The 25,018-nt window shown below is 42.9% G+C and carries 23 protein-coding genes and 2 pseudogenes; 14 read left to right on the top strand and 11 right to left on the bottom strand.

The genetic code is table 11. The annotated features are described in order from the left end of the window. Positions 1–190: 190 nt before the first annotated feature. On the bottom strand, positions 191–949 hold the full coding sequence (cysZ, locus tag OCU36_RS09785) for a sulfate transporter CysZ (RefSeq protein ID WP_261837829.1): 759 nt from the start codon (positions 947–949) through the stop codon (positions 191–193). Between the two features lie 231 nt (positions 950–1,180). On the opposite strand from cysZ, the gene zipA reads away from it, so the two are divergent. The 5 genes from zipA to cueR all read left to right on the top strand — a co-directional run bounded on the left by zipA (position 1,181) and on the right by cueR (position 8,291). Continuing rightward, entirely contained in the window at positions 1,181–2,209 is a 1,029-nt protein-coding gene (gene zipA, locus OCU36_RS09780) for a cell division protein ZipA (protein WP_261837828.1), read from the top strand. 92 nt (positions 2,210–2,301) lie between these two features. Next, positions 2,302–4,314 carry an NAD-dependent DNA ligase LigA gene (gene ligA, locus OCU36_RS09775; protein ID WP_261837827.1) on the top strand — a complete coding sequence of 671 codons (2,013 nt, stop codon included), beginning with the start codon at positions 2,302–2,304 and terminating at the stop codon, positions 4,312–4,314. Between the two features lie 523 nt (positions 4,315–4,837). Then, a complete protein-coding gene (locus OCU36_RS09770; RefSeq protein WP_261837826.1) occupies positions 4,838–5,926 on the top strand; it encodes a porin in 1,089 nt (362 codons plus the stop codon). Between the two features lie 78 nt (positions 5,927–6,004). Continuing rightward, positions 6,005–6,748 carry a YccT family protein gene (locus OCU36_RS09765; protein ID WP_261837825.1) on the top strand — a complete coding sequence of 248 codons (744 nt, stop codon included), beginning with the start codon at positions 6,005–6,007 and terminating at the stop codon, positions 6,746–6,748. Positions 6,749–7,895: 1,147 nt separating this feature from the next. Further along, complete coding sequence (cueR, locus tag OCU36_RS09760) at positions 7,896–8,291, top strand: Cu(I)-responsive transcriptional regulator (RefSeq protein ID WP_261837824.1); 396 nt, start codon at positions 7,896–7,898, stop codon at positions 8,289–8,291. Positions 8,292–8,326: 35 nt separating this feature from the next. Here cueR and OCU36_RS09755 read toward each other — a convergent pair whose 3' ends face one another. The 5 genes from OCU36_RS09755 to OCU36_RS09735 form a co-directional block, all read right to left on the bottom strand. After that, a complete protein-coding gene (locus OCU36_RS09755) occupies positions 8,327–8,782 on the bottom strand; it encodes an NfeD family protein (RefSeq protein ID WP_261837823.1) in 456 nt (151 codons plus the stop codon). Between the two features lie 3 nt (positions 8,783–8,785). Further along, entirely contained in the window at positions 8,786–9,715 is a 930-nt protein-coding gene (locus tag OCU36_RS09750; protein ID WP_261837822.1) for an SPFH domain-containing protein, read from the bottom strand. 220 nt (positions 9,716–9,935) lie between these two features. After that, a complete protein-coding gene (locus OCU36_RS09745; RefSeq protein WP_261837821.1) occupies positions 9,936–10,790 on the bottom strand; it encodes a co-chaperone YbbN in 855 nt (284 codons plus the stop codon). 398 nt (positions 10,791–11,188) lie between these two features. Further along, positions 11,189–12,016: an SDR family oxidoreductase gene (locus OCU36_RS09740; RefSeq protein WP_261837820.1), complete on the bottom strand. Its 828-nt coding sequence runs from the start codon at positions 12,014–12,016 to the stop codon at positions 11,189–11,191. A gap of 43 nt (positions 12,017–12,059) precedes the next feature. Beyond that, on the bottom strand, positions 12,060–12,974 hold the full coding sequence (locus OCU36_RS09735) for a TIGR01777 family oxidoreductase (protein ID WP_261837819.1): 915 nt from the start codon (positions 12,972–12,974) through the stop codon (positions 12,060–12,062). 296 nt (positions 12,975–13,270) lie between these two features. Between OCU36_RS09735 and OCU36_RS09730 the strand changes: the two genes are divergently transcribed. From OCU36_RS09730 to yfcE, 5 genes are read left to right on the top strand one after another with little or no spacing between them, the layout of a single operon-like run. Next, positions 13,271–14,005 (top strand): DUF1538 domain-containing protein, encoded by a 735-nt coding sequence (locus OCU36_RS09730; protein WP_261837818.1) that lies wholly within the window; start codon positions 13,271–13,273, stop codon positions 14,003–14,005. Beyond that, the gene (locus OCU36_RS09725; RefSeq protein WP_261837817.1) at positions 14,002–14,796 is read left to right on the top strand and encodes a DUF1538 domain-containing protein; all 795 of its coding nucleotides are present in this window, start codon (positions 14,002–14,004) and stop codon (positions 14,794–14,796) included. The genes OCU36_RS09730 and OCU36_RS09725 overlap by 4 nt, the downstream gene beginning before the upstream one ends. Further along, a complete protein-coding gene (locus tag OCU36_RS09720) occupies positions 14,786–15,136 on the top strand; it encodes a P-II family nitrogen regulator (protein WP_261837816.1) in 351 nt (116 codons plus the stop codon). The genes OCU36_RS09725 and OCU36_RS09720 overlap by 11 nt, the downstream gene beginning before the upstream one ends. Next, complete coding sequence (locus OCU36_RS09715; protein ID WP_261837815.1) at positions 15,133–15,540, top strand: CBS domain-containing protein; 408 nt, start codon at positions 15,133–15,135, stop codon at positions 15,538–15,540. The genes OCU36_RS09720 and OCU36_RS09715 overlap by 4 nt, the downstream gene beginning before the upstream one ends. A 47-nt stretch (positions 15,541–15,587) precedes the next feature. Next, on the top strand, positions 15,588–16,133 hold the full coding sequence (gene yfcE / locus OCU36_RS09710) for a phosphodiesterase (protein ID WP_261837814.1): 546 nt from the start codon (positions 15,588–15,590) through the stop codon (positions 16,131–16,133). 108 nt (positions 16,134–16,241) lie between these two features. On the opposite strand, the gene OCU36_RS09705 is transcribed toward yfcE, so the two are convergent. From OCU36_RS09705 to OCU36_RS20100, 4 genes and pseudogenes are all read right to left on the bottom strand, one after another. Continuing rightward, on the bottom strand, positions 16,242–16,553 hold the full coding sequence (locus OCU36_RS09705; protein ID WP_261837813.1) for a SelT/SelW/SelH family protein: 312 nt from the start codon (positions 16,551–16,553) through the stop codon (positions 16,242–16,244). Between the two features lie 77 nt (positions 16,554–16,630). Next, the gene (locus tag OCU36_RS09700) at positions 16,631–17,146 is read right to left on the bottom strand and encodes a regulatory protein ToxS (protein WP_261837812.1); all 516 of its coding nucleotides are present in this window, start codon (positions 17,144–17,146) and stop codon (positions 16,631–16,633) included. Between the two features lies 1 nt (position 17,147). Continuing rightward, positions 17,148–17,594 (bottom strand): annotated as a pseudogene (locus OCU36_RS20105) (transcriptional regulator); the annotation flags it as partial. An 86-nt stretch (positions 17,595–17,680) separates the two neighbouring features. Further along, positions 17,681–18,050, bottom strand: a pseudogene (locus OCU36_RS20100) (winged helix-turn-helix domain-containing protein); the annotation flags it as partial. Positions 18,051–18,314: 264 nt separating this feature from the next. On the opposite strand from OCU36_RS20100, the gene htpG reads away from it, so the two are divergent. From htpG to hemH, 3 genes are all read left to right on the top strand, one after another. Beyond that, positions 18,315–20,219: a molecular chaperone HtpG gene (gene htpG, locus OCU36_RS09690; RefSeq protein ID WP_261837810.1), complete on the top strand. Its 1,905-nt coding sequence runs from the start codon at positions 18,315–18,317 to the stop codon at positions 20,217–20,219. Positions 20,220–20,592: 373 nt separating this feature from the next. Further along, complete coding sequence (gene adk, locus OCU36_RS09685; protein WP_261837809.1) at positions 20,593–21,237, top strand: adenylate kinase; 645 nt, start codon at positions 20,593–20,595, stop codon at positions 21,235–21,237. A 279-nt stretch (positions 21,238–21,516) separates the two neighbouring features. Next, positions 21,517–22,479 (top strand): ferrochelatase, encoded by a 963-nt coding sequence (gene hemH / locus OCU36_RS09680; protein WP_261837808.1) that lies wholly within the window; start codon positions 21,517–21,519, stop codon positions 22,477–22,479. A gap of 95 nt (positions 22,480–22,574) precedes the next feature. Here the strand turns inward: hemH and OCU36_RS09675 are convergent, their stop codons facing one another. Then, positions 22,575–23,960, bottom strand: a complete 1,386-nt coding sequence (locus OCU36_RS09675) for a peptide MFS transporter (protein WP_261837807.1) — start codon at positions 23,958–23,960, stop codon at positions 22,575–22,577. A 507-nt stretch (positions 23,961–24,467) separates the two neighbouring features. Between OCU36_RS09675 and rfaH the strand changes: the two genes are divergently transcribed. Continuing rightward, the gene (gene rfaH, locus OCU36_RS09670) at positions 24,468–24,974 is read left to right on the top strand and encodes a transcription/translation regulatory transformer protein RfaH (protein WP_261837806.1); all 507 of its coding nucleotides are present in this window, start codon (positions 24,468–24,470) and stop codon (positions 24,972–24,974) included. Positions 24,975–25,018: the final 44 nt, after the last annotated feature.

The raw sequence follows: 25,018 nt of genomic DNA, 5'->3' as shown, positions 1-25,018 counted from the left end.
ATATATCAATCTCTTTACCGTCTAGTCTCTTGCGTTGTTTGTTTAGCTTGAATTTAGAGTAAACAAGTTGAAAAAAAGGTAAAAGGATTAAAAAGTTATATCATATAGATATGTAGCAGCATTCTCGCCTATCTTTATTGAAATCAGAACTTCAAAAAGATAGGCGAAGTTAGCAGGGGCGGAGTGGCAGTTATCGGCGGGAACGCAGAGCTTGGTCTTTAAACTCCGCAACCCACATTGCCGTTGCGCCGCAGACAGCAACCGGCATCACGATCAGGTTTAAAATTGGAATCGTGGTGAACACAGAAACAAGCGCACCAAAGCTGTAGCTCTTGCCTTGTTTTTGTTTCAAACTGTTTCTCATGTCATCAAATTTAATTTTATGGTTATCGAATGGGTAGTCGGCGTACTGAATCGCTAACATCCATGCGGTGAAAATGAACCACAAAAACGGTGCCACGGTTTGCCCTAGTGCTGGAATTAACAAAAGCAGAAATAAACCGATCGCTTTGGGGAGAACGTAGACAAGCTTGCGCCATTCTCTTGCTAATACACGTGGGGTATCTTTGAGAACATCGAGTAAACCATCGTCATTCACTTTTTTACCACTCAGCAACTCTTCGACTTTTTCTGCAAGTAAACCATTGAAAGGTGCTGCAATGAAGTTCGCGAGCGTACTAAAGAAATATGAGAAAGTGGCCAAGACGGTCAACACAAGTAGTGGCCATAAAATATATGACAACCACGACAAGAAGCTGGGCAATGCACCAATCCAACCTTCAATCCATGTGTTTAGGTTGGAGAAGATATAAAACAAGGCACCACCGACGAGTAACACGTTCGCGATAAGCGGCATGAGTACAAACTTACGAATGCTCGGTGACAAAGCGATTTTTATTCCGAAAATAAAATAGCCAAAGCCGGAGCGGGGAACAGATTCAATAGTCATATTTTAATTGGGTCACATGTGAATTTGGTTAAATAGCAAACATGTCTAGTGTACTCGACCGAAATTAAGAAAAAAAGCGTGGTGAAAATCACACCATGAAAGGAACTAATTGTATTAAGTTGTTCTAAAACAGGCGCTACTTTTGGTAGAGTAGTGGGATTGGTCAAATAAATTCAACTTAGCGACAGCGTATCTATAGCGCTAGTTAACTAAGAAAGCTGAGAGCGAAAAATGCAGGAATTGCGATTTGTACTCATTATTGTTGGCGCATTAGCTATCGCCGCATTATTGTTCCATGGTCTTTGGACGAGTAAAAAAGAAGGGAAAGCGAAGTTTGGAGATAAGCCGCTTGGCAAGCTCGACAACGACCGTTTAGACGAAGCTAAAACGGTTCCTAACCGTTCATTCGCGCCTGAAGATGATTTTGAGATAATCAAAAAAGAGCGTAAAGAGCCTGATTTTGCTTTTTCAACATCAGCAACCGACCCGCTGATAGACTCAGATCCGCTCACGGTATCACCAACGAAAGACATTCACGAAGAGGACGTCGTGTTGAATGATCTTCCTTCTTTTAGTGTTGAAGAGCCGATTCAGGCGAAAGAGCCAGAAGAGCCGACTGAGCCAGAAGTACCTAGCTTTGAGTTAACTGACGAACAAAAAGAAAATCACGCAGGTTTTCAAGAGCAATACGGTTCGTTTGATAACAACGTCGATGAAACGGTCGATGTGCAACCAGCGCCAAGCGAACGCTTAACTTCACAAGAGTCGTCGATTGCGAAGGGTACCGCTTCTCAGCAAAGCACGGTAACGACTGAAGAAATCAAGCAAGATGAGCAACTTGACCTAGAGGTGATTGTTCTTAATGTGCATTGTGCCGGCGAGATCCCATTTGTGGGGACTGAACTTTTTCAGAGTATGGAAAACAACGGTTTAACTTATGGTGAGATGTCTATCTATCACTGTTTTGTACAGTCTATTGACGAGCCGAAAGTTATTTTCAGTGTCGCAAACATGATGCAGCCAGGTACTTTAGAGCATACTGACCCTGCGGACTTTACAACGAAAGGTATTTCATTCTTTATGACGTTACCTTGTTATGGGCAAGCGGATCAAAATTTCAATATTATGCTGAGTGCCGCACAGAAAATTGCCGATGATATGGGGGGCAATGTTCTGGATGATGCTCGAAACTTAATGACCCCAAACCGTTTGGCTGACTACCGTAAGCAAATCAGAGACTTTATGGCGACGAATGCTTAGCCGTATTGTTTAGCCTGGTCAATAATCTATATTTATAGAAAAGGGCTCCTAAGGGAGCCCTTTTTGATATTTCAATCACCATAGAGACTGATATGAAAGAATCGATTCAAGTTACCTTAGAGCAGTTAAGAGAAACTCTGCATTATCATGCTGTTCGTTATTACGTAGAAGATAGCCCTGAGATCCCTGATGTCGAGTACGATCGATTAATGCAGCAATTGCTAAAGATTGAAGAAGAGAATCCAGAGTTAGTGACGGTAGATTCGCCGAGCCAGCGTGTTGGTGGTCAGCCTCTCGATGGCTTTACTCAAGTGACCCATGAGATCCCAATGCTGTCTCTGGACAATGCATTCTCTGATGAAGACTTGGATGCATTTAATAAGCGTATGTCTGACAGAGTGCCAACGGCCGATCTCCATACTTTCTGTTGTGAGCCTAAACTGGATGGTTTAGCCGTGAGCCTGCTTTATGTGAATGGTTCCTTAGTGCAGGCAGCAACGCGTGGTGATGGTGCAACTGGCGAAAATATCACAGAAAATGTGCGTACGATAAGCTCTATTCCGTTGAAGCTACAAGGTAAAGGGTGGCCAGAGCGTATTGAAGTACGTGGTGAAGTGTTTATGCCTAAAGCGGGCTTCGATAAACTGAATGAACGGGCGTTGAAGAAAGGCGAGAAGGTTTTCGTTAACCCACGCAATGCTGCAGCAGGAAGCCTGCGTCAGCTTGATTCGCGTATTACCGCTAAACGTCCGCTAGCTTTCTATGCATACAGTGTCGGTGTTGTACAAGGCGCTGAGCTGTCAAATAGTCACTACCACCGTTTCTTACAGCTAAAAGGGTGGGGGTTGCCTATGTGCCCTGAGACCAAACAACTCACTTCGCTTGATGATGTGAAAGCCTATTACCAAGACATTATGACTCGTCGTGATGCTTTGGCCTATGAGATAGATGGTGTGGTGATTAAAGTCGATGATATCACCGCACAAGAAGCCCTAGGTTTTGTTGCTAGAGCGCCGCGCTGGGCAATTGCTTATAAGTTTCCTGCTCAAGAAGAGATTACGTTACTTAATGACGTAGAGTTTCAGGTTGGCCGTACTGGTGCGATCACACCGGTTGCTAAACTGGAACCTATCTTCGTTGGCGGTGTGACAGTCAGTAATGCGACGCTACACAATGCCGATGAGATTGCTCGTTTAGGGGTAAAGGTTGGCGACAGTGTTATCATCCGCCGCGCTGGTGATGTTATTCCGCAAATTGTGGCTGTCGTACAAGATCGTCGTCCTGATACCGCGAAAGACATTGAATTTCCGAAGACATGTCCGGTATGTAGTTCAGCCGTTGAGCGTGTAGAAGGCGAAGCTGTAGCCCGTTGTACTGGTGGTTTAGTCTGTCAGGCACAGCGAAAAGAAGCACTGAAGCACTTTGTCTCTAGAAAGGCGCTTGATGTTGATGGTCTTGGCGTAAAGGTGATAGAGCAGCTTGTCGATCGTGAAATGGTAGAAACACCGGCTGACCTGTTCAAGCTCAGTGCGGGCGTGATTACGGTACTTGACCGCATGGGGCCTAAATCGGCACAGAATGTAGTCAGTGCGCTTAATAAAGCCAAAGACACAACATTGGCACGTTTCCTTTATTCGCTAGGTATTCGCGAAGTGGGTGAAGCGACTGCAATGAACTTAGCGCAACACTTCAAGACGCTCGAGTTGGTTCAAGCCGCGACACATGAACAATTGGTTGAAGTGTCCGATATTGGCGACATCGTTGCGAGCCATATCACCAGCTTTTTCTCACAAGAGAAAAACAGAGCCGTAGTGGCTCAACTTCTAGAGCTGGGTGTGAATTGGCCTGTCATCGAAGATGCTACCGATGATCAACATCGACCATTAGAAGGTAAGGTGGTTGTGTTAACGGGCTCTCTGTCTCAACTCGGTCGCAATGAAGCCAAAGCTGCATTGCAGGCATTAGGCGCAAAAGTGACGGGCAGCGTCTCTAAAAACACTGATATCTTATTCGCTGGCGAAGCTGCGGGTTCTAAATTAACGAAAGCACAAGATTTAGGTATTGAAATAAGAACAGAAGACGATCTTATTGCTCTTATTTCGTAATTGAATTTAGGTAAAAAAATATCAAAGGCACTTCTTTATAGAAGTGCCTTTTTTATATTATTTATAGATTTGCGATTTTTTACTTGTTGAGAATTACGTGTCTATACGAAGTGTCGAATAAGGACAGTGATGACGTTCAATATTAACGAATTGCCTTTACTAGCGTGATAAAATTGCGAGTGATATCTAATTAATGCCAATTGGTTGTGTTATAAGTTGTTGTTTTTATGCGGTTTATTCTTTTTGGTATAGGTGATTGTCAATTTATCGATCAGGTTCACTAAGTGGGCGGTAAATTTGCACCAACTCATATTTTTTTAGATAGAAATTAAGTTCTGATTGATCTTTCTGAGGGTAAAGTTAGTCTTATTGCCATGGATGCACGATGTGTATAACCAGAAACGAAATAGAGAAATCACGGTTATAAGTATTCTCTAACAAAAAAAGGTATTTCTCTCTACGGCGGCCAACTTTAGGCGGGAAATATTCAAACAGCTATATCCATTTTTAGGAGTTTTATTCCATGGACAAAATGTTTAAACGTACACTTTTAGGCGCAGCAGTTTCTTTTGCTGCTGTATCTGGTTCAGCTAACGCAGCGATTCAACTTGCGGGCGATGCCGTTCAGTTCTACGGCCAAGCAGCGGGTAACATCACTCTTATCGACGCAAACGACACTCAAAGTGTTGGCACTGAAATTGAATCACGTGTTGGTTTCCGTGGTGTCGTAGAGTTTGACGATATTTCTCCAAACTTCATCTGGCAGATCGAAGGTGGAAACGCGAACAATGGCGATAATACCGGTGGTTTAGGTGCGCGTGATACTTATCTTGGTCTTGATTTTGAAGGCGTAGGTCAATTCAAATATGGTCGTCAGCTAGTCGCTGCCTATAACTACGTTGACTGGCCACACTCAAACCCTGGTCTAGGTAACGTATTTGACTGGAACAATGACATCGATGGCGGTTACCAAGACCGTGCAGACAGTGTTCTACGTTTCGACTCTGCTAACTTCGGTGGTTTCAATGTTCAAGCGACATTGAGTGGCATGACGAAAGATACCGACCAAATGGTTTCAAGCATTGGTACCTCTTTCACTAAAGGTATGTTCAGCGTACACGCTGGTTACTATTATCAAGGTTCGTACACTCAAGGTGTAAATGAGCCGGAGAAGTATGAGATTGATAAAAACGGTAACGTTGTAATTAGTGACGCGTGGGTTAAATGGAATGCAGCAGGCTCAAATACGACAGAAACTGTTGAAAGCCGTAATTATGCAATCGTTGGTGGTTCGGTATTCCTTGGCGACCTAACTCTTACTGCAGCATACAAAGCAATGGAAGTGGGCAATGTTGGCCAAAACGCTTACTCTGCGACTGCTCAATACGTGATTGACAGTAAGTACGTTCTAAAAGCAGGTTACGCAGCGACTGATGATGCTGATGGTATCGCAGACAGTGGCGACCAAGCGATTACTGCTCGATTTGGTTACCTGTTACCAAGCTCTTACTGGTACATTGATTCTCGTAACTACAAGATCAATACTTCAGACAACAAGTATGATGGCGAATGGGGTCACCGTATCCTAGCTGGTATGGAATACTACTTCTAATTTAGTTGTCTGAACCATACTTAAACTCAAGAGCATTCTTTTTATAAGAATGCTCTTTTCACTCCAGGAGTTAAATAAATGAAAGTAATAAATAAAATGTTCGTTATTGGTACTATGCTTACTTCATTCGCTCCGATGGCGGCTGTCGATTTAACGTTAGATAGAAATATCGCAGCATTGGTAGTACATGGTGAAGAAGTTGGCTTTTCCATTTCAAAAGCTGATAAGTTTGATTTTGAAAATGGTCGAAATCAAATCGTTTTACGGGTTGAGCAACTGGTATCCAACCTAGGCGAGAAAGAGAAATTTAATTCCTACCCTATTGTTATTACATTTGATGCCGAAGACGTATCTTTAAATGTTGCGACGAAATCGCCAATTAGTCGTAAAGAGCATGCCAATGCATTCCAAAAGAATCCTCAATTTGTGATTACCGATGAAACGGGAAAAGAAGTTCAAGTGAAACAGGATGTATTGCCCGTATTGAGTGGTATTTCACGCGATTACGTAAAAGAACTCAATCGATATAATTCTATGAATTCGATTAATCTGGCTACGGTCACCACCGGTTCTGAAAAAACGAAAACTGAATCTAAGCGTTCAAGTGAAGCAAATCAGTCGCTGAAAATGGTTGAATACTGGTACAGTAAAGCATCGGCTAATGATAAGTCACAGTTCAGTGATTGGGCGTTTGATAATCGCAATGAGCAAGACTTAATATCAATAGAAGGCAGCAAACCGGTCGAAATGGCAAGCTATTGGTTTGCACAAGGATCCGTAGAGGAACGTAAAAAGATTTTGTCTTGGCTACTCGAACAATAATTAAACCACGGTAGGTTAAACGTGTTGCGTTGCTTGTCTGACTTTTAATGTTTTTTCATCATTGATTTCGGACATCATGTTTGTTGCTCTTTCTTCTTTACCTTCCATCTTATATTGGTTGGAGACTCGAGTGCGGTATCTATGGTATCGCTATGACATTAGGGGTGAAAACCGCCATCGAGGATTTTTATTTGAGCACAACTTGTTTTGATTTGAATTATCCATGATATTGCTCGAATGTGTGGTAATTGATCAAGTGTTTTCTAATGTTTATCTAATCAATCATTAAGCGGTAAACACTAAGGGTCGACCGCTTAAGATTCTTCATATTTTTTCCCCACCATTTAAGCGACATACCATGCTGGGTATATAGTCAGTCTCTCCTGATGGAAGTTTACAATCAACAAGGGGGCCTGACTCAGAACCACTTTTAGCTGTCGCGTAACTCGGCAAAGCGATAAAACAGCTTATAACAAAAACTAAAATAACTTTCATATTATCCTCACTAAATATTATTAAATTCAAATAAGGCGCATATTGATTATGGTTTACTTTTAACTATGGTCAATAAAATTTCAATAAATCCCCAGCAAATGAATTATTTCTACAAATAAAAAAGCACCTGTTATTTTTAAATAAAATGAGTGCAACTCACTGATCTTAGGTTTGATGTTCGAGTGAATATATAACTTACATGTGGCCTTATTTTTTTAACAAAAATATAAATATACACCGTAGCTCTTTGATTTGGAGGGTTATATATAAACTGTATCAGTGATATTTGTCCTAATTAACTATATTGGGGAGTGAATGTTGATTGGATACCATTAAAATCACCCTATATCGCCTAATTTATTTAAATTTAATTTTCATTGGATTCTATAGATTAAGGGAGAGATTCATTCGATCAATATGAAACCTAGTGATCTTAGGAGGTTGAGTTATGTTCGTTTGGGCTTCGTCTCGTGTTGGTACTTTTTGGAAGGGAATCTGCCCTAAAGAATGGTATATTGAGGGGATAATGGTCTTCGATGTTATAAATATATAATCATAAGAGTCTTCTCAACATGAAGTTATTCAGATACTGTCTCTGAGTGTTGACTATGACTCTTGAACCATCATTACTTTCTGCTAGCAGGGCAATATTATGAACATAAGTGAAGCGGCTAAACTTACTAACTTATCAACGAAATCTATTCGTCTTTACGAAGACAAAGGGGTTATCACTGCGCCGTTGCGCTCGGAAAATGGTTATAGAAGTTATGATAAGAAGCAGATTAAAGAGCTTGGGATCGTTGCGAAAGCAAGAAGTGCGGGTTTTTCGCTCGATGAGTGCCGTGCTCTTGTTGAATTAGCGGATAATCCGTGGCGTGAAAGTGCCGATGTTAAAGCAAAAGCACTGAGTAAATTGGAAGAAGTAAACAAAAAAATTGAAGATTTATTGGCAATTCAGAAGACATTGACAGAGTGGATTGAACAATGCCCGGGTGACTCAAATAGTCAATGTCCGATCATTGATTCACTTGTTGATAAAAAGCCATAAACGGAGGTTTATGGCTTGAATAAGAATTGGTTGAATTACTCTTTAGTTGGAGTAATCGTTAATACAATGCCATCGACAGCTGTGATGATAACTTCTGTTCCCGATGCTAAGTCGTGAGTACTGACAGCTGACCATGTTGTATCACCCAAGCGAATACGACATTTACCTTTTTGAATGTCGGTATCGATTCGAGTTGTTTTACCTATCAGTTGTTTTTCTCTTTGATTTAGATCTCTACCAGCGTCCGATTTTTTATCATTAGACAGTTGTCTTCTCCACCATAACCAGGTAGTGAGCAGCGAGAAGGCCGCGAAGGACAGCCATTGCATCTGCCAACCGATTGGTAGCGCGCTTAATAGAGCACCGACCAGCATGGCTGATATACCTATCCATAAAAAGTAACCAGCGGTACCGACTAGCTCAAGAGCTAACAACACCAGACCAAACGCTAACCAATGCCAATGATTGACTTGCTCTAGTAACTCGACCATAAGTTAGTCCTTACTACTCTTATCATTCTTATTTGCAAACATCTCTGCGATACCTGCCACAGAACCCATGAGACCAGTCGCTTCCAGTGGGAGCATAATGATCTTGCCGTTTTCTGCTTGACCAATTGATTTCAGTGCGTCGGTGTAACCTTGTGCAATAAAGTAATTGACTGCTTGCATATCACCTTGGGCAATGGCCGTTGATACCATCTCTGTCGCTTTAGCTTCAGCCTCCGCAGCTCTTTCTCGGGCTTCGGCTTGCAGTATTGCGGCTTGCTTTTGGCCTTCCGCTTTTAATATTTCAGACTGCTTATGACCTTCGGCTTTTAAGATCTCAGCTTGCCTAACGCCTTCTGCTTCCAAAATATCAGCACGCTTGTTACGTTCGGCTTTCATTTGAGCGTTCATCGCTGCGGTCAGGTCGGCAGGTGGCTGCACGTCTTTAATTTCGATACGTGTCACCTTTACACCCCAAGGGTTCGTTGCCTCATCCACGATATTCAGCAATTTGGTATTGATCATGTCACGCTGGCTGAGCATTTCATCGAGCTCCATCGAGCCAAGTACAGTACGGATATTGGTGAGGGTTAAGTTGCGAATGGCATGCTGAAGGTCATTGACTTCATAAGCTGCTTTAGGGGCATCGATAACTTGAACAAAACAGACCGCATCAATCACCACGTTTGCGTTGTCTTTGGAGATAACTTCTTGAGCTGGGATATCGAGTACGCGCTCCATCATGCTAATTCGTTGCCCGATTTTATCAATAAAGGGAATGATTAAGTTAAGACCCGGCTTAAGGGTTTGCGTGTACCGCCCAAAACGTTCAACGGTCCAATTATTCCCTTGAGGAACGGCTTTTATGCCAGCGAAAATAAATAATAGTACGACGATAGTGAAGACGCCGATGGTAATTAATGTATCAATAGCCATACAAAATCCTTTGTAAGTTTAAGTTTTTGAACCTTCATTACTCATACTGGCGCATATTTAAAATACGAGCAAATTTTTCATTAAGAAATGGGCCATAAAATATTGATTTTATGGCCCATTTAACTTGATGTTATACGACGTATGTTACCTGTTTGTCATCTATCGATATCTGGTAAATCATTCACCTTGCTGTTGCTGTTGCTGTTGCTGTTGCTGTTGACTAGTAGAGCAGCGAGTACAGATGGCGACGGTATCGACTTGCCACCGCATTTCCTTGTCCTAGTGCACTCAAGATGTCCATGAACTCTTTTTTCATATCACCGTCAAGCGTATTGAGATCTTTAGCCAGGAAGCTCCACAGTAACGCCATGGCTTCTTCGCTACGGTTCACTTGGTGGTATTGCAAGGCAAGTTCAGAAGCGGACTTCGCGTCGTTTGGATTTTGCTGTAAAGCGACTTCTAATGCTTGGATTTCTGGGCTGTCAGCGGCCTGTTGATGAAGCTCAAGCTTAGCGACTAACCCTTTGTAGTAATTGTCTTGGTACTCTAGAGGAATGGTTGCTAGCTGAGTTTCAGCAAGGTCAAATTGTTGTGTTTCTAACAGACACTCAGCGATCGCCAGTTTTACTTCGCCTTTGTTTGTTAGCTCGACCGGCAGTTGTTGCATTGCCGCGAGTGCTTGTGCGTGATCACCGGTTTGCATTTGTTCTAGTGCTTGGCGTAAAGCGAGTTCATCTTGATTCGGTAAGTGTTTACCGAGCATGTCTACGATCGCTGCCACGCTTTGAGGACCACCAAGTCCATCGACAGGTTGTCCGTTAACAAATAGAGCGATGGTTGGCAGTGCTTGAACACCAAACTGGCTAGCAATGGCTTGTTCTTGCTCGCAATTCAATAGGGCAAGAGTGAAAGCGCCGTTGTATTGCTGAGTTAATGTTTGCAGTTCAGGAATGATTTGGGCGCTCTCTTGGCTCATTGGTGCCCAAAAATGGATGAGTACAGGGGTCTGCATCGAACCTTCTAATACTTGACGAAAGTTCTGTTCATTAAGTTCAACCATATGCGGAGATTGCATTTACGTTCCTTGAGGTTTGTTTTGTGGATACGTAGCAAATATGGGGGGATAAGTCGCTAACTTCAAGATCTAACTCAGTTATCTAAGATAAAAAACGCCCAAAATAGAAAAACGCCACACTTCAATGTTGATAGCCATGTTAGCTCAACATAGAAGGTGTAGCGTTCTTATCGAGGTTGTCAGTGGGGCGTTGCGTGAGATATTCAAAATAGAATAAACAACGTAATAGCCAGACCCACACCGACCCAATTAAGGCGGTTTAACGTCATGAAATATCCAAGAGTCAATTCATCAATCGGGAATAACTGATGAGATAGGTCAAATCATGACACATTATTGTGACGAATAAATTACATCGTTACATTAAAATTTGCGACAAAGGATGCAAAGTTAAGGGCTTATGCCGATTTTCTTAGAATAGGGTCTAGCCAGCGACTCGGCAGAACCCTTTTCAATACCGCGAACACTTTAGTTGGGGTCGTAACTCGGTATCTTAGCTTGGGGTTGTCGGCGGTGAGAGCATGGAATACCGGCTCAATACAACTTTCTGGCGGTAGAACAAACGCGTTGTTCGATGACGCTTTTTCGAGCCGGTCTTTTTGTTGTTGATAAGCGTTTTGATGAGCACTGCCGGAAATTGAGATCCATTTATTGAAAGCTTTAAGAGCATTGGTTCTAAATTGGGTTTCAATTGGTCCGGGTTGCAATAACGAGATATGTATCCCACTGCCATACAGCTCTAAGCGCAATGTGTCTGTCCAGCCTTCAAGTGCAAACTTTGACGCATTATAAGCCCCGCGATATTTCATTGCAGCAAAGCCCAACACGGAACTGTTTTGTACAATGCGCCCCTCACCACGTTCGCGCATGTGGGGAAGAATTTGGCAAACGAGATGGTGCCAGCCAAAAAAGTTGGTTTCAAACTGTTCTCTGAGCCCGTCGGTTGGTAAATCTTCAAGTGCGCCAGCTTGGCCATAAGCCCCATTATTGAAAAGCCCATACAATCCGTTAGGGGAGAGCGTTATCGCGAGTTGAGCTCCCTGCTCGATACTTTCCTGATTGGAAAGATCCAACTGGATACAAGTGAGCCCTTCAGCTTGAAGGCGTTTCACATCTTGTGGGTTGCGACAAGATGCAATCACATCGAATCCCCGCTTTTGAAGTGCGTGCGCACACGTATAGCCAATACCGGATGAGCAACCGGTGATAAGAATCGACTTGTTCACGCTTAATCCTTTATTTGAGTCTCTATTGCTCTAGGGTAAAGAATTAGTCTTGATGTTGTAACAAGTTTTTTAGGGCGGGCTCGATTCTTGAGTAACTGAATATAAACCCCATTTCAGTCAATTTCTTTGGTTTGGAGCGAATGCTGTCGAACAATAGACAAGCTGACTCTCCCATGAGTATCGACATTGCCCATCGGGGAGTGAAAAGAACATGGGGGCGTCGCAACTGTTTGGCTAATGTGCGACTAAATTGTTTGTTGGTGACAGGATGTGGAGCACATAGATTGAACTCTCCTTGGGCGTGAGGGAACGACAATAAGTGGTTGATGGCTCTCACCATATCTAGCATGTGGATCCAAGGCATGTACTGCTCCCCTGAACCGAGTGGGCCACCGACTCCCAGTTTATAGGGCATCAACATTTTTTTTAATGCTCCGCCATTTTTACCAAGAACAATGCCTGTTCGGAGCAAAATCACACGAGTGTGGTCTGATTGAGCGTGTTTAGCAATGTCTTCCCAGTGAGCGCAGACTTTGTGAGGAAAACTGTCATCTTCTACTTTCAATGATTCGTCAAATGGACGTTGCTGTTGATCGCCATAGTATCCGATGGCTGAGCCGCTGATAAAGGTCTTTGGCGGGTTTGTACTTGCCTGGATTAACTTGACAAGTTTTTCTGTAATGTGCCAACGACTGTTGCAGATCCTCTCTTTTTGTTCAGTGCTCCAACGCTTGTCGGCAATCGGTTCACCCGCAAGGTTGATGACGGCATCGAAATCATTGAGATCAACTAACGTATCAAGAGACTGGATGTAGTGAAGATTATTCTGGTTGAGGTGATTAAGGCTTTGCTTTGCTTTTTCAGGGCTCCGTGTCAGTAATGTTACGTCGTCAGTGTTCCAACTCTTGATCAATTCTGAGCCAATAAATCCAGTCCCACCCGTTAATAATATCTTCATGCCAATCTCCCTATTCATATAATTATAGACATGGCTTGTTTTGAATAGCTAGCCAATACGAAAAAGTCACTATAACGATCAGTTGGTTTCAATCGTGTGATAGCGAAATGATGACCTCGATAAATAGCCATCTAACGATAAATCAGGATGATGAAATCGATATCTTTATCACATTTATGAATTTTAATTGCATGGGTTACCGACTGCGTAATATTTATCACATCGGCAAGGATAAGCATTTGCCATGATTATGATGAGTACATAACCAAACACACTCTTAACCATAAGGAGGTGCGATGACGGCCGTGTTTGCTTTGTTTCGAGCCATGTTAGGTAGCTTAAGGGATCTTTTACCGATTGTTGCGGTGATAGCTTTCTTCCAACTTGCCGTTTTGCAGGAGCCTCTTCCTCATCTTTTGTCGATTTTAACGGGGTTAGTGCTGGTGGTTTTTGGACTGACTTTCTTTATCTATGGTCTTGAAATGGGGTTGTTTCCTGTCGGTGAATCGATGGCTCAAGCTTTTGCTTGTAAGGGGAGTGTGTTCTGGTTATTGAGCTTCGCTTTTTGTTTGGGGTTTGGCACGACCATTGCCGAACCTGCGTTGACAGCGGTGGCCGCCGAGGCTGCTCAAGTGGCTGCAGAGGGGGGAGTGATCCCTCACTCTTTAGCTGAAATGGAGCAGTATGCCGATGGTCTGCGATTCACAGTGGCGTTATCGGTTGGTATTGCCATTCTGCTTGGTGTATTGCGAATCCTTAAAGGTTGGCCAATTCAGTACATGATTATTGGAGGCTATATCGGTGTCGTGGTGCTGACGGCTTTTGCACCTGAAAATATCATCGGCATTGCGTATGATTCTGGAGGTGTGACAACTTCAACCATCACCGTGCCACTTGTTACGGCTTTAGGGGTTGGTTTAGCCTCAGCAATAAAGGGGCGTAACCCTATGATTGACGGGTTTGGGTTGATCGCCTTTGCGTCATTGTTACCGATGATGTTTGTCATGGTGTACGGAATGGTGGTGACATGATCAGTGTCCAGCAGTTTATAGAGACTTTTCTTGGAACCGTTATGGACGTCATTCCGATTGGGGTCATTATTTTTGGTTTTCAGTTAGCGGTATTGCGTAAGCCTGTTAATAACCTAGCCAAGGTACTTGTCGGTTTCTTTTACGTCATTTTGGGTTTGTCGCTCTTTTTGATGGGATTGGAGCTCGCTTTGTTTCCTTTAGGGGAGACGATGGCAATGCAGCTCACTGAACCCAGTTTTTTAACCGAATTTAAGGTCAGCTCAGGTCTTGCATTGATTTGGGTTGATTATTATTGGGTCTATCTCTTTGCGTTTTGTATTGGTTTCAGTACCACGATAGCCGAGCCTTCTCTGATTGCGGTGGCGATGAAGGCGAATCAAGTGTCCGGTGGCAGTATCAGCGTTAACGGGCTGCGAATTGCCGTGGCGTTAGGTGTCGCTATCGGTATCTCACTGGGCAGTTATCGTATCGTTGCCGGAGATCCTATCCATTACTACATTATTGTTGGCTACATCATTGTTGTGATTCAAACCTTCTATGCACCCAAAATGATTATTCCATTAGCTTACGATTCTGGTGGCGTGACCACCTCAACGGTGACGGTTCCTTTAGTCACGGCACTTGGGCTGGGGTTAGCGTCAACGGTACCGGGAAGAAACCCAGTAATAGATGGCTTCGGGTTGATTGCTTTCGCAAGCTTGTTTCCCATTATATCCGTGATGGGTTATGCCCAAATAACACTCTGGCTAAACCGAACACAATCCTCAAAGGAGAGCAAAGATGCGCTTTAAACTTATCTTAGCGTTTGTAGAAGAGAGCAAGACAGACATCGTGCTTGATGCTGCGCGTGATGCGGGGGCTACCGGGGCGACGGTCATTAACAATGCCCGAGGGCAAGGTTTAAATCAGAAGCGGACTTTTTTTGGGTTGACGTTAGAGGTTCAAAAAGACGTATTGTTGTTTGTTGTCGAGGAGCACTTAGCGAGACATATCCTCGAAAGGATCAACGAGGTGGGGGAGTTTGACCAAGAATCGGGTCAAGGTATTGCTGTGCAAATCGACGTGGAAGATGCCGTCGGAGTAGCGCATCAAGTCGAGACATTAACTAAGGTTGTGGAGAATGAACTATGAGTGGCAGTGAAAAAATCCGAGTCAGTGATGTCATGGCCAATACATATGTGATCATCGATGGGCTAACCACAGTATTTGAAGCGATAGAGATGGCAAAGAAGCACAAAGTTAAGGCTATCATTGTCGACAAGCGGCATGAAGATGATGAATACGGTATTGTGTTGATGAATGATATCGCCAAGAAAGTGCTGGCTAAGAACCGTTCTCCAAAGCGCACCAATGTTTATGAAATCATGACAAAACCTGCTTTAAGCGTGTCGGCAGATATGAACGTGAAGTATTGTGCTCGCTTATTTGAGCGCTTTGGTATCAGCCGTGCTCCTGTGGTGAGTGATAATAAGATAGTCGGTATGGTGAGTTACAATAATATCGTGATCAACGGGATGGCGAGAGATGACGTATAGCCTTTCAATACGTACAATAGACATATAATTTTTATGGAGAAGTGCGTGTGAAATTATTTTTTGCTTCCGATCTACATGGATCGTTGCCAGCCACAGAAAAGATATTAGAGCTCTATCAGGCGTCTGGTGCGCAGTATTTGGTTCTATTGGGGGATATTTTGAACCACGGTCCAAGAAACCCAATTCCTGAAGGCTATAACCCACCAGCAGTTTCCGAGCGGTTAAATGCGTTTTCTCAAGAGATTATTGCGGTTCGTGGTAACTGTGACAGTGAAGTCGACCAAATGCTATTGTCTTTTCCGATGATGATGGATTATTCATGGGTTCTGTTAGAGTCAGGCGCACGTATCTTTTTAACACATGGCCACCTTTACAACACGACTAAGCGACCGGCATTAAAAGCAGGTGACGTTATTGCACATGGGCATACTCATGTCCCCGTTGCTGAATATCAAGATGATGTGTTTCTCTTTAATCCAAGCTCTGTGACATTTCCACGAGATGGCCATGCTGCTAGCTATGGCATTTATGAAAATAATACATTCAAAGTCATCAGCCTAGAAGGTGAGTTGCTTGTGAGTGGCGAGTTATAAACGGTTCTTTTAAAGTGGAACGTTGTTTGTGATGCTTTTAATAAGAGCATCACTACTTAGTGAGGTTGTGACTGATTGAGATTGAATAAGGTCAGTGTACGACGAAGGTTATTTGGCGTCGATATGGCCAAGATCTCTATCTGGAGCAATGATATTCCGCACTCTTTGTTTTAGAACTTTTGCGTCAGGAAAGCCGCCATCCACTTTTCTTTCCCAAACCTGAACGCCATTACAAAAGATTTCAAATCGCCCACCCGTATCAGGGTGCAAACTCACGCGCTCTATTTCTTCACTGAAAGTATGCAGTAATTCTTGGCACAACCAGCTAGAACGAAGCATCCAGTTGCACTGACGACAATAGTGTATGGAGATCGATGCTCGAGCGATAGAAGAGGCTATTTGATCGGATTCTGTCTTCATGGTAAATCCTTTATGTGCGAGTCGCTTAGTTATGTCAGTAAAAAAGGGGCCTCAGCCCCTTTTTACTGTACTCAGTCTTAGTTTGAAAATAACACCGTAGAACCGTGATTCAAGCTAGTCAGTAGCAGTGCTTTCGGGTTCACAATATCAATGCGTCGGCTCTGTTCAGCATCCATTTTGATCACCTGGGTAATAAGCTCTAATTGCTTCTCTGAGAAGTCTTGGCGCTGTGATGAAGTCACGTCTTTAAACTCAATTGGAGAGATGAGTAAGTAGTTATCGTTGATATCCCATTTGCCTGTCTCAGAAATGTTGATTACATTCGCAGGGGCCGTTTGAGTACCGTATAACCGAACGACTGACATTCTAAGATAAGTCCCGTTTGGTAGATATTTCGCATTCGATGACAGTTCAACTTTACGAAGCGGGCCGATAGAGTCCTCTTGTTTGTTATCGCTGATCAGAGTCACCATTTTCGATTGCCACTCATGCTGCGTGAGTAAGTGCTCTATTTTTTCGCTGTTACCCCAATATAACCAACCACTTAGAAATGCGGAAAGAATCAGTAAAATGATAGATACTTTTACTTTCATGTTACTGCTCTCCTTTACAAATGTCGTTCAAATCTGATTGATTGGCATAAATTCTTACCGTTATATTCTCGTTCGAGTAATCTTGAGGATGAATATAGTTAAGAGCAAGGTTACTGGTTTGTCCGCCTGTAGCGATCACTTTCGTTGGCTTCATCAAGCCGGTGTGATTGGTATTGTAACGTAATACGCATTTCTCAATAGCGGGTAACCACCTTGAAATATCGGGGTGATTGACTGGAGATTGAACTTTCACACCATCGACCTCAGTTAATGTACGAAACTCCGACTGTGTGGGGTGAGTCAATGTCAATGCGATAATTGGCATGCAGAAAGCGACAAACAATAACCCAAATGTTATCCATTTATTCTTGCTTTTAATCGATGTGACCGCTGACTCTGCTTCAATCTTAACTTCTTGAGTGTTTGTGATTGGTGTCGAGGTCGCTATGTCCTCAGTAATGGCTTCTTCTGAGGTTGGTGTATTCGTATTCTTTAATGTTGAACCTGCGTTATTTGCGACAATGTCCGATGCTATCGGTTGGCCATTGGAGGAAAACGGCGCGGATCGTTCAACGGTCGCAATAAATTGATAACCGCGTTTAGGCACGGTTTTCACAAATTCTGGAGATTTAGTCGAATCTTTCAGCATCTTTCTTAAGGTTGATACTGCTTGCGTCAAGCTGGAATCATCCACTTCAAAGCCTTGGTCTCGCCAAACATATTCGTGCAATTCATTACGCGTGATCACTTCATTCGGTCTTTCTGACATCATCAGGAGAATACGGCTTTCATTGCTGCCAAGGCGCACAACCTCACCGTCGCTCAACTGATCAATAAGTGAGTTGCTGTTTGGATCGAATACGAACCGCTGTGCGAGAATAAACTTTGTGCCAATATTGCTCATTGAACTCTTCTATTTTGAATGGTTTGGGGTAAATGGACAGATTTTAGGTGAAGTCCAGTTAATTCTTCACCAAATTATGGTTTTTTATGTTCTTTTATATTTATGAGGGTCAGGATAATAAAAATTGATAAAAAAAACAGTGTTTTTATGCTTTTTGACCTTGATTTTACATTTGTCATCCTCATGTTAATGAACATAAGAATGGTATCCAATATTACGGCCCTGTAATTATTTAACATAAAGTATAGATGTTTTGGAGTAAAAATGAGCGAAACAGCAACGCAAAATAAAGAGACTCGTGGCTTTCAATCTGAAGTGAAACAACTACTTCATTTAATGATTCACTCACTGTATTCAAATAAAGAAATCTTCCTACGTGAGCTGATTTCTAATGCATCTGACGCGGCTGATAAGCTTCGTTTTCAAGCGCTATCGAATGGTGATCTTTACCAAGGCGACGCTGATCTAGGTGTAAAATTGTCGTTTAACGCAGAGGCGAATACTTTAACGATTTCTGATAATGGTATCGGCATGAGCCGTGACAATGTTATTGAACATTTGGGTACCATTGCTAAATCAGGCACCGCTGACTTTTTCTCAAAGTTGTCGGATGAACAAAGCAAAGACTCTCAACTTATCGGCCAATTTGGTGTTGGTTTCTATTCGGCATTTATTGTTGCAGATGCCGTAACCGTTCGTACCCGAGCTGCAGGCTTAGCGAACAATCAAGCGGTTCAATGGCACTCTGCGGGTGAAGGGGATTATACCATTGAAGACATCATTAAAGAATCTCGTGGTACTGATATTATTCTTCATATGCGTGAAGACGGCAAAGAGTTCTTGAATGAATGGCGTTTGCGTGAAGTCATTAGTAAATATTCTGATCACATCGGCATCCCGGTTTCAATGTTAACTGCGGTTAAAGATGACGAAGGTAAAGACACTGAAGAGAAGCGTTGGGAACAGATTAACAAGGCTCAAGCACTTTGGACTCGTAACAAATCGGATATCGAGAAAGAAGAATACCAAGAGTTTTATAAGCACGTGTCACATGACTTTGCGGATCCACTGACCTGGAGCCACAACAAAGTCGAAGGTAAGAATGACTATACAAGCCTTCTGTATATCCCAGCTAAAGCGCCTTGGGACATGATGAACCGTGATCATAAGAGCGGCTTGAAATTATACGTACAGCGTGTGTTTATCATGGATGACGCTGAACAGTTCATGCCCTCTTACATGCGTTTCGTTCGTGGTTTAATTGACTCAAATGATCTGCCTCTTAATGTGTCACGTGAAATTCTGCAAGACAATAAAGTCACTCAGTCTCTTCGTGGGGCATGTACTAAGCGTGTGCTGACTATGCTTGAGCGTATGGCGAAGAGTGACAATGATAAGTACCTAGAGTTTTGGAAAGAGTTTGGCCTTGTTATGAAAGAAGGCCCAGCTGAAGACATCGCGAATAAAGAGAAGATCGCTAATTTACTGCGTTTCTCGTCAACGGAAGTTGACTCAGCTGACCAAACCATCAGCCTAGCGTCTTACATTGAGCGCATGAAAGAGGGTCAAGACAAGATTTATTACCTAACGGCCGATAGCTACACTGCCGCTAAGAACAGTCCTCATTTAGAGCAATTCAAAGCCAAAGGTATCGAAGTCATTCTTATGTACGATCGTATCGATGAGTATGTGATGAATTACCTGACTGACTTCGATGGTAAGTCGTTCCAGTCGATCACCAAAGCGGGCTTAGATCTGAGCCAGTTTGAAGGTGAAGAAGAGAAAGAGAAGCAAAAAGAGACCGAAGAAGAGTTTAAGTCTGTTGTTGAACGTGCTCAATCTTATCTAGGTGATCGTGTTAAAGAGGTTCGTACTACCTTCAAGCTAGCGACAACGCCTGCGGTGGTTGTTACGGACGATTTTGATATGGGGACACAAATGGCTAAGCTTCTAGAGGCTGCGGGTCAAGCGGCACCTGAAGTGAAATACATTTTTGAGATTAACCCTGAGCATACACTGGTTAAACAGATGGCCGATGAAGCTGACGAACAAGCGTTTGGTCGCTGGGTTGAATTGCTACTTGGTCAAGCGATGCTAGCGGAGAAGGGGTCAATGGAAGACCCGTCACAATTTCTGGGTGCAATCAACGAACTGCTAACAAAGCGATAGTTCTTCGACTTTAGGTTAAGATCATCATTGTAATAAAAAGCTCGCTAATGCGGGCTTTTTTTATGAACGTCGTTGAAAATTGACTCTACGTGGGTAACGTTGTCATTATCGTCATCACAAATGTTTCTGGTGTATTCTTTAGTCGTAAATTCAGCCTAATTGAATATTAATGTGATAGAATGCTCGACCTACATCGGCTGTGAGTCGGAACCAACACACTCCAGTTGTATGATTTCTAAACGTTATACCGAAACTTACCGTTTTGCTATTGTTTGCAGTCACTGTTACCTAACCTCTCTGTTTATCCTTAAATGAACAGGAGAACGGAATAGTGAGCTTCGGTATAAATCATAATTTTATAAGAGGATTAAACATGCGCATCATTCTTCTAGGTGCTCCTGGCGCGGGTAAAGGTACTCAAGCTAACTTCATCATGAATAAATTTGGTATCCCTCAGATTTCAACTGGTGACATGCTACGTGCTGCTATCAAGGCGGGTACTGAACTTGGCAAACAGGCTAAATCAGTAATCGACGCGGGTCAGCTAGTTTCTGATGAAATTATCCTTGGTCTTATCAAAGAGCGCATTGCTCAAGATGACTGTGAGAAAGGTTTCCTACTAGACGGTTTTCCACGCACAATCCCACAAGCCGATGGTCTAAAAGAGATGGGTATCGTTGTTGATTACGTTGTTGAATTCGACGTTGCTGATGATGTGATTGTTGAGCGCATGGCGGGTCGTCGTGCTCACCTTCCTTCTGGTCGTACATACCATAACGTGTACAACCCGCCGAAAGAAGAAGGTAAAGACGATATCACCGGTGAAGATCTGGTTGTGCGTGATGACGATAAAGAAGAAACGGTTCGTGCACGTTTAGGTGTATACCACGATCAAACAGCTCCGCTGATCTCTTACTACGGCAAAGAAGCTGAAGCTGGTAACACTCAGTACCTGAAATTCGACGGTACTAAGCAAGTTGCTGAAGTGAGCGCTGAACTTGAGAAAGCGCTAGCATAATTGGCTAACGGCCAGTTTTAGAATTTGATATATTGAAAGCGACCTTAAGGGTCGCTTTTTTTTGTTTCAATTATTAGTACGATACCAATCTAGATAACTTGATTGTACATGATTCAGAACGGTTAAGACCCGATGGCTGTGGCTAACAATCGAGAGTGGATGTTGTGATATCTCATAGGAAGAATGATTATTCAGACTTTTATCGGGGTGCAATGATCCTAAACTTATGCAGATTAGTATATTACTTTCCAGAAAATCACACATTGGTCTTAGGTATCTATGGTAAATAATAAAAAGCAGGGCGTTTTACTGGTGAACTTAGGAACACCAGATTCAGCGACCCCCGCTGGTGTTCGTCGATTTTTGAGTGAATTCTTACACGACAAACGTGTGGTGAACCTAACACGTTGGCTGTGGTGCCCTATTTTACATGGTGTCATTCTGCCGATTCGTGCGCCTAAAGTGGCTAAGTTGTATCAGTCTGTTTGGATGGATGAAGGCTCACCGCTGCTTGTGTACTCCCAAAGACAAGTGGAAAAGCTTCAGAAGAAACTTGAGATGCCTGTTGCGTTGGGTATGACCTATGGTAATCCAAGCTTAAAGACCGGGCTTGAGTTACTGATGGAGCAGGGCGTCGAAGACATCATCGTACTGCCTTTATATCCTCAGTATTCAGGGACAACCACGGCAGCGGTTTCTGATGGTTTAACCAAAGCGTTTAAACAGATGCCAGTTATCCCGAGCTATCGCTTTATTCGTGACTACTACGCGCACCCAAGCTATGCCAAAGCATTGGCTGAAAGCGTTCGCAGTCATTGGGAGCAAAATGGCAGGGCCGATCATTTAGTGTGTTCTTTCCACGGCATTCCGAAGCGGCTGGCTGATGAAGGCGATATCTACCCTCAGCATTGTAAAGCGACAACAAAGCTGCTTGCGGCAGAGTTAGGTTTATCAGCGGACGATATCACCATGACATACCAATCGCGATTTGGTCGAGAAGAGTGGTTGAAGCCATACACGGATGAGACACTTGAATCACTGCCGAGTAAAGGCATCAAGAAGATCGATATCATGGCGCCTGCATTCTCGGTTGACTGTTTGGAAACGCTGGAAGAGATTTCAGACCAGTGTAAAGAGACGTTTATTGACGCTGGTGGTTCGGACTTTAGCTACATTATGTGCCTTAACGATAGAGACTCGCACATTGATATGATGGCTGAGTTAGTCGCGTTGTATCGTTAACGGTGGCTTAGCTTTAACAGTAAGGTACATCGACCAATAACAAAAGGGCTGCTCATTGAGCAGCCCTTTTTAAATTAGATGATTTTTGTTAGAGATTAAGCAACAGAAGTTACTTTAGCTTGGTCCGCTTCAAGCATTGTGCTTGTCTCTACGCCATGCATCCATGACACGAGCTTACCTGCACAAAGCAAGAGTAATATACCACTGACTGTTGCCGTAATCGCAATGCCGCTAAAAATAGACATAGCACCCAGCTCACCGACGTGTGAACCCACAAGGCCTGCCACGTAGTTTGCAATGGCGTTGAAGCCAAACCATGCTCCCATCATTAATGAAGCTAAGCGAAGCGGAGCCAACTTAGTGACCAACGACAGGCCAATAGGAGACAGACAAAGCTCACCAAGAGTATGGAAGAAGAAAGCGCCCACCAACCATAGCATTGATGTTTTTGCTGTTAGGTCACCACCTTGCTCCATTACAGCACCCATCATGCACACAAAACCGATAGCTAGGAAAAACAAACCCACAGCAAACTTCACCGGTGAGTTTGGTTCACGTTTACCGAGCTTAACCCAAAAGGCTGCGATTAATGGTGCGAGTGTAATAATGAAAAATGGGTTTAGAGATTGGAACCAAGCCGCTGGTACTTCAAAACTACCAATCATGCGGTCGGTGTATTCTTGCGTATAGATGTTCATCAAACCACCGGCTTGTTCAAAACCAGCCCAGAAAACAATCACGAACAGACCCATAATCAGAATCACTTTTAATCTGTCGAATTCTTCCTTAGTTAACGGTGCTTTTTCTTTCGATTTGTTCAGTGCTTTTGCTCGTGCAGCCGCAGGTTCTGAACCAATATTACCTAACCATGATTGGGCCATTGTAATTTGCATAATTAAGCTAATAACCATACCAATACCAGCGGCTAGGAAACCGGCTTTCCAACCAAATGAGTCAACGGCCGCACCAGAAATTAGACCACCAAGTAGTGCGCCTAAGTTAATGCCCATATAGAAAATAGTGAAAGCACCATCACGTCGGTTATCGCCTTCTTGATAAAGATCACCCACCATTGTCGAGATGTTCGGCTTAAACATTCCGTTACCACTGATAAGCAGTGCTAAACCAAGGTAAAGAGCGTGCACTTGGTCTAAACCGATGAATCCGTTAGGTAGCGCGAGTGTAAATTGACCTAATGCCATTAATACACCGCCAATCAGGATCGATTTACGTTGCCCCAAATAGTTATCGGCAATCCAGCCACCGATTAATGGTGTGACGTAGACTAAACCGGTATAAATACCGTAGAGATCAAGTGCGTCTTTCGTTGACCAACCAAGTCCGCCGTTTATCGTCGTGTCAGTTAGGAATAAAACAAGGATTGCACGCATTGCATAGTAGGAGAAACGTTCCCATAGCTCTGTGCTGAATAGTAGAAATAGGCCTCTAGGGTGGCCAAAAATGTTGTGTTTGCTTGGCATAAGTTTTACTAATTTTAGGTATTAAAAGATTTTATAGTTGCGTATGTATACACAGCGAAATAACCATCTGCAATAGGTGTTTTTTATGGTCACGATAACTTTTAATTATAACTTTATGAAAATGCAGGGTTTTATTTTTAATGTTAAATTAGTTATGCGTACCGAAAACTAATTTTCCATTTTTTGATGGTTAAAATGTGAAAGGTTTTTTATTGTCTTCGTGAATGGTTGTCTGTTAAGTTTTAGGTTTTGTTTATGGTTTAATTGGTGCAACCAAAGGTTACCTGTTGTTCTATATGTACACTTTTCTATGCAATGAACATTGGTCCTTTTTATCTGTAAATGGTCGTTGTAAAATTCTCAGCTATTTTTTCTATCTATAAACTCTTGTTAATCAGTCGGTTTATTACGCATGGATCATGACTTGTTAAGGTGCGCCTTATTTTAGGCAATTAAACCGTTGGAGGTTTATGGTAAAATCTCCCCAAATCAGCAATGGCTAATCAAATGAAACGTTGGTATTTACTATATTGTAAGCGTGGAGAGCAAAAGCGCGCACAATTGCATCTAGAGAACCAAGGGGTGGAATGTTTTTACCCCAAAATAACAGTCGAAAAGACGGTTCGAGGCAAAAAAAAGCAGAGTGAAGAGGCGTTATTTCCGTCTTACCTCTTTGCTCGCTTTGATTATGAGCAGGGCCCTAGCTTTACTACCGTGCGTTCAACTCGTGGTGTGGCAGACTTTATTAAGTTTGGCGCCGGGCCGTATGAAGTCCAAGGTGATTTGGTATTTGAACTCAAAGAGTTTGAGAAGTGCTGTAGCAGCGAAGTAAAAAGTTGTTGTACTGAGTTTAAGTCAGGGCAAATGGTTCAGATTAAGGGAGGTCAGTTTACCGGGGTTGAGGCTATTTTCCATGAGAAAGATGGAGAAACTCGCTCCATCATGTTAGTTAAGATGATACGCCAATGGGTTCCAGTTAGTGTTGAGAACGAAGCGCTTCAAGATCATGAATAACTACGGCAGTACGAGTACCTAGTCACTAAAAAGGCGCACAGTGC

Origin of the sequence: Vibrio artabrorum, from assembly GCF_024347295.1 — a bacterium.
Lineage (GTDB): Bacteria > Pseudomonadota > Gammaproteobacteria > Enterobacterales > Vibrionaceae > Vibrio > Vibrio artabrorum.
This window is presented reverse-complemented; position numbering and strand designations above follow the sequence as displayed.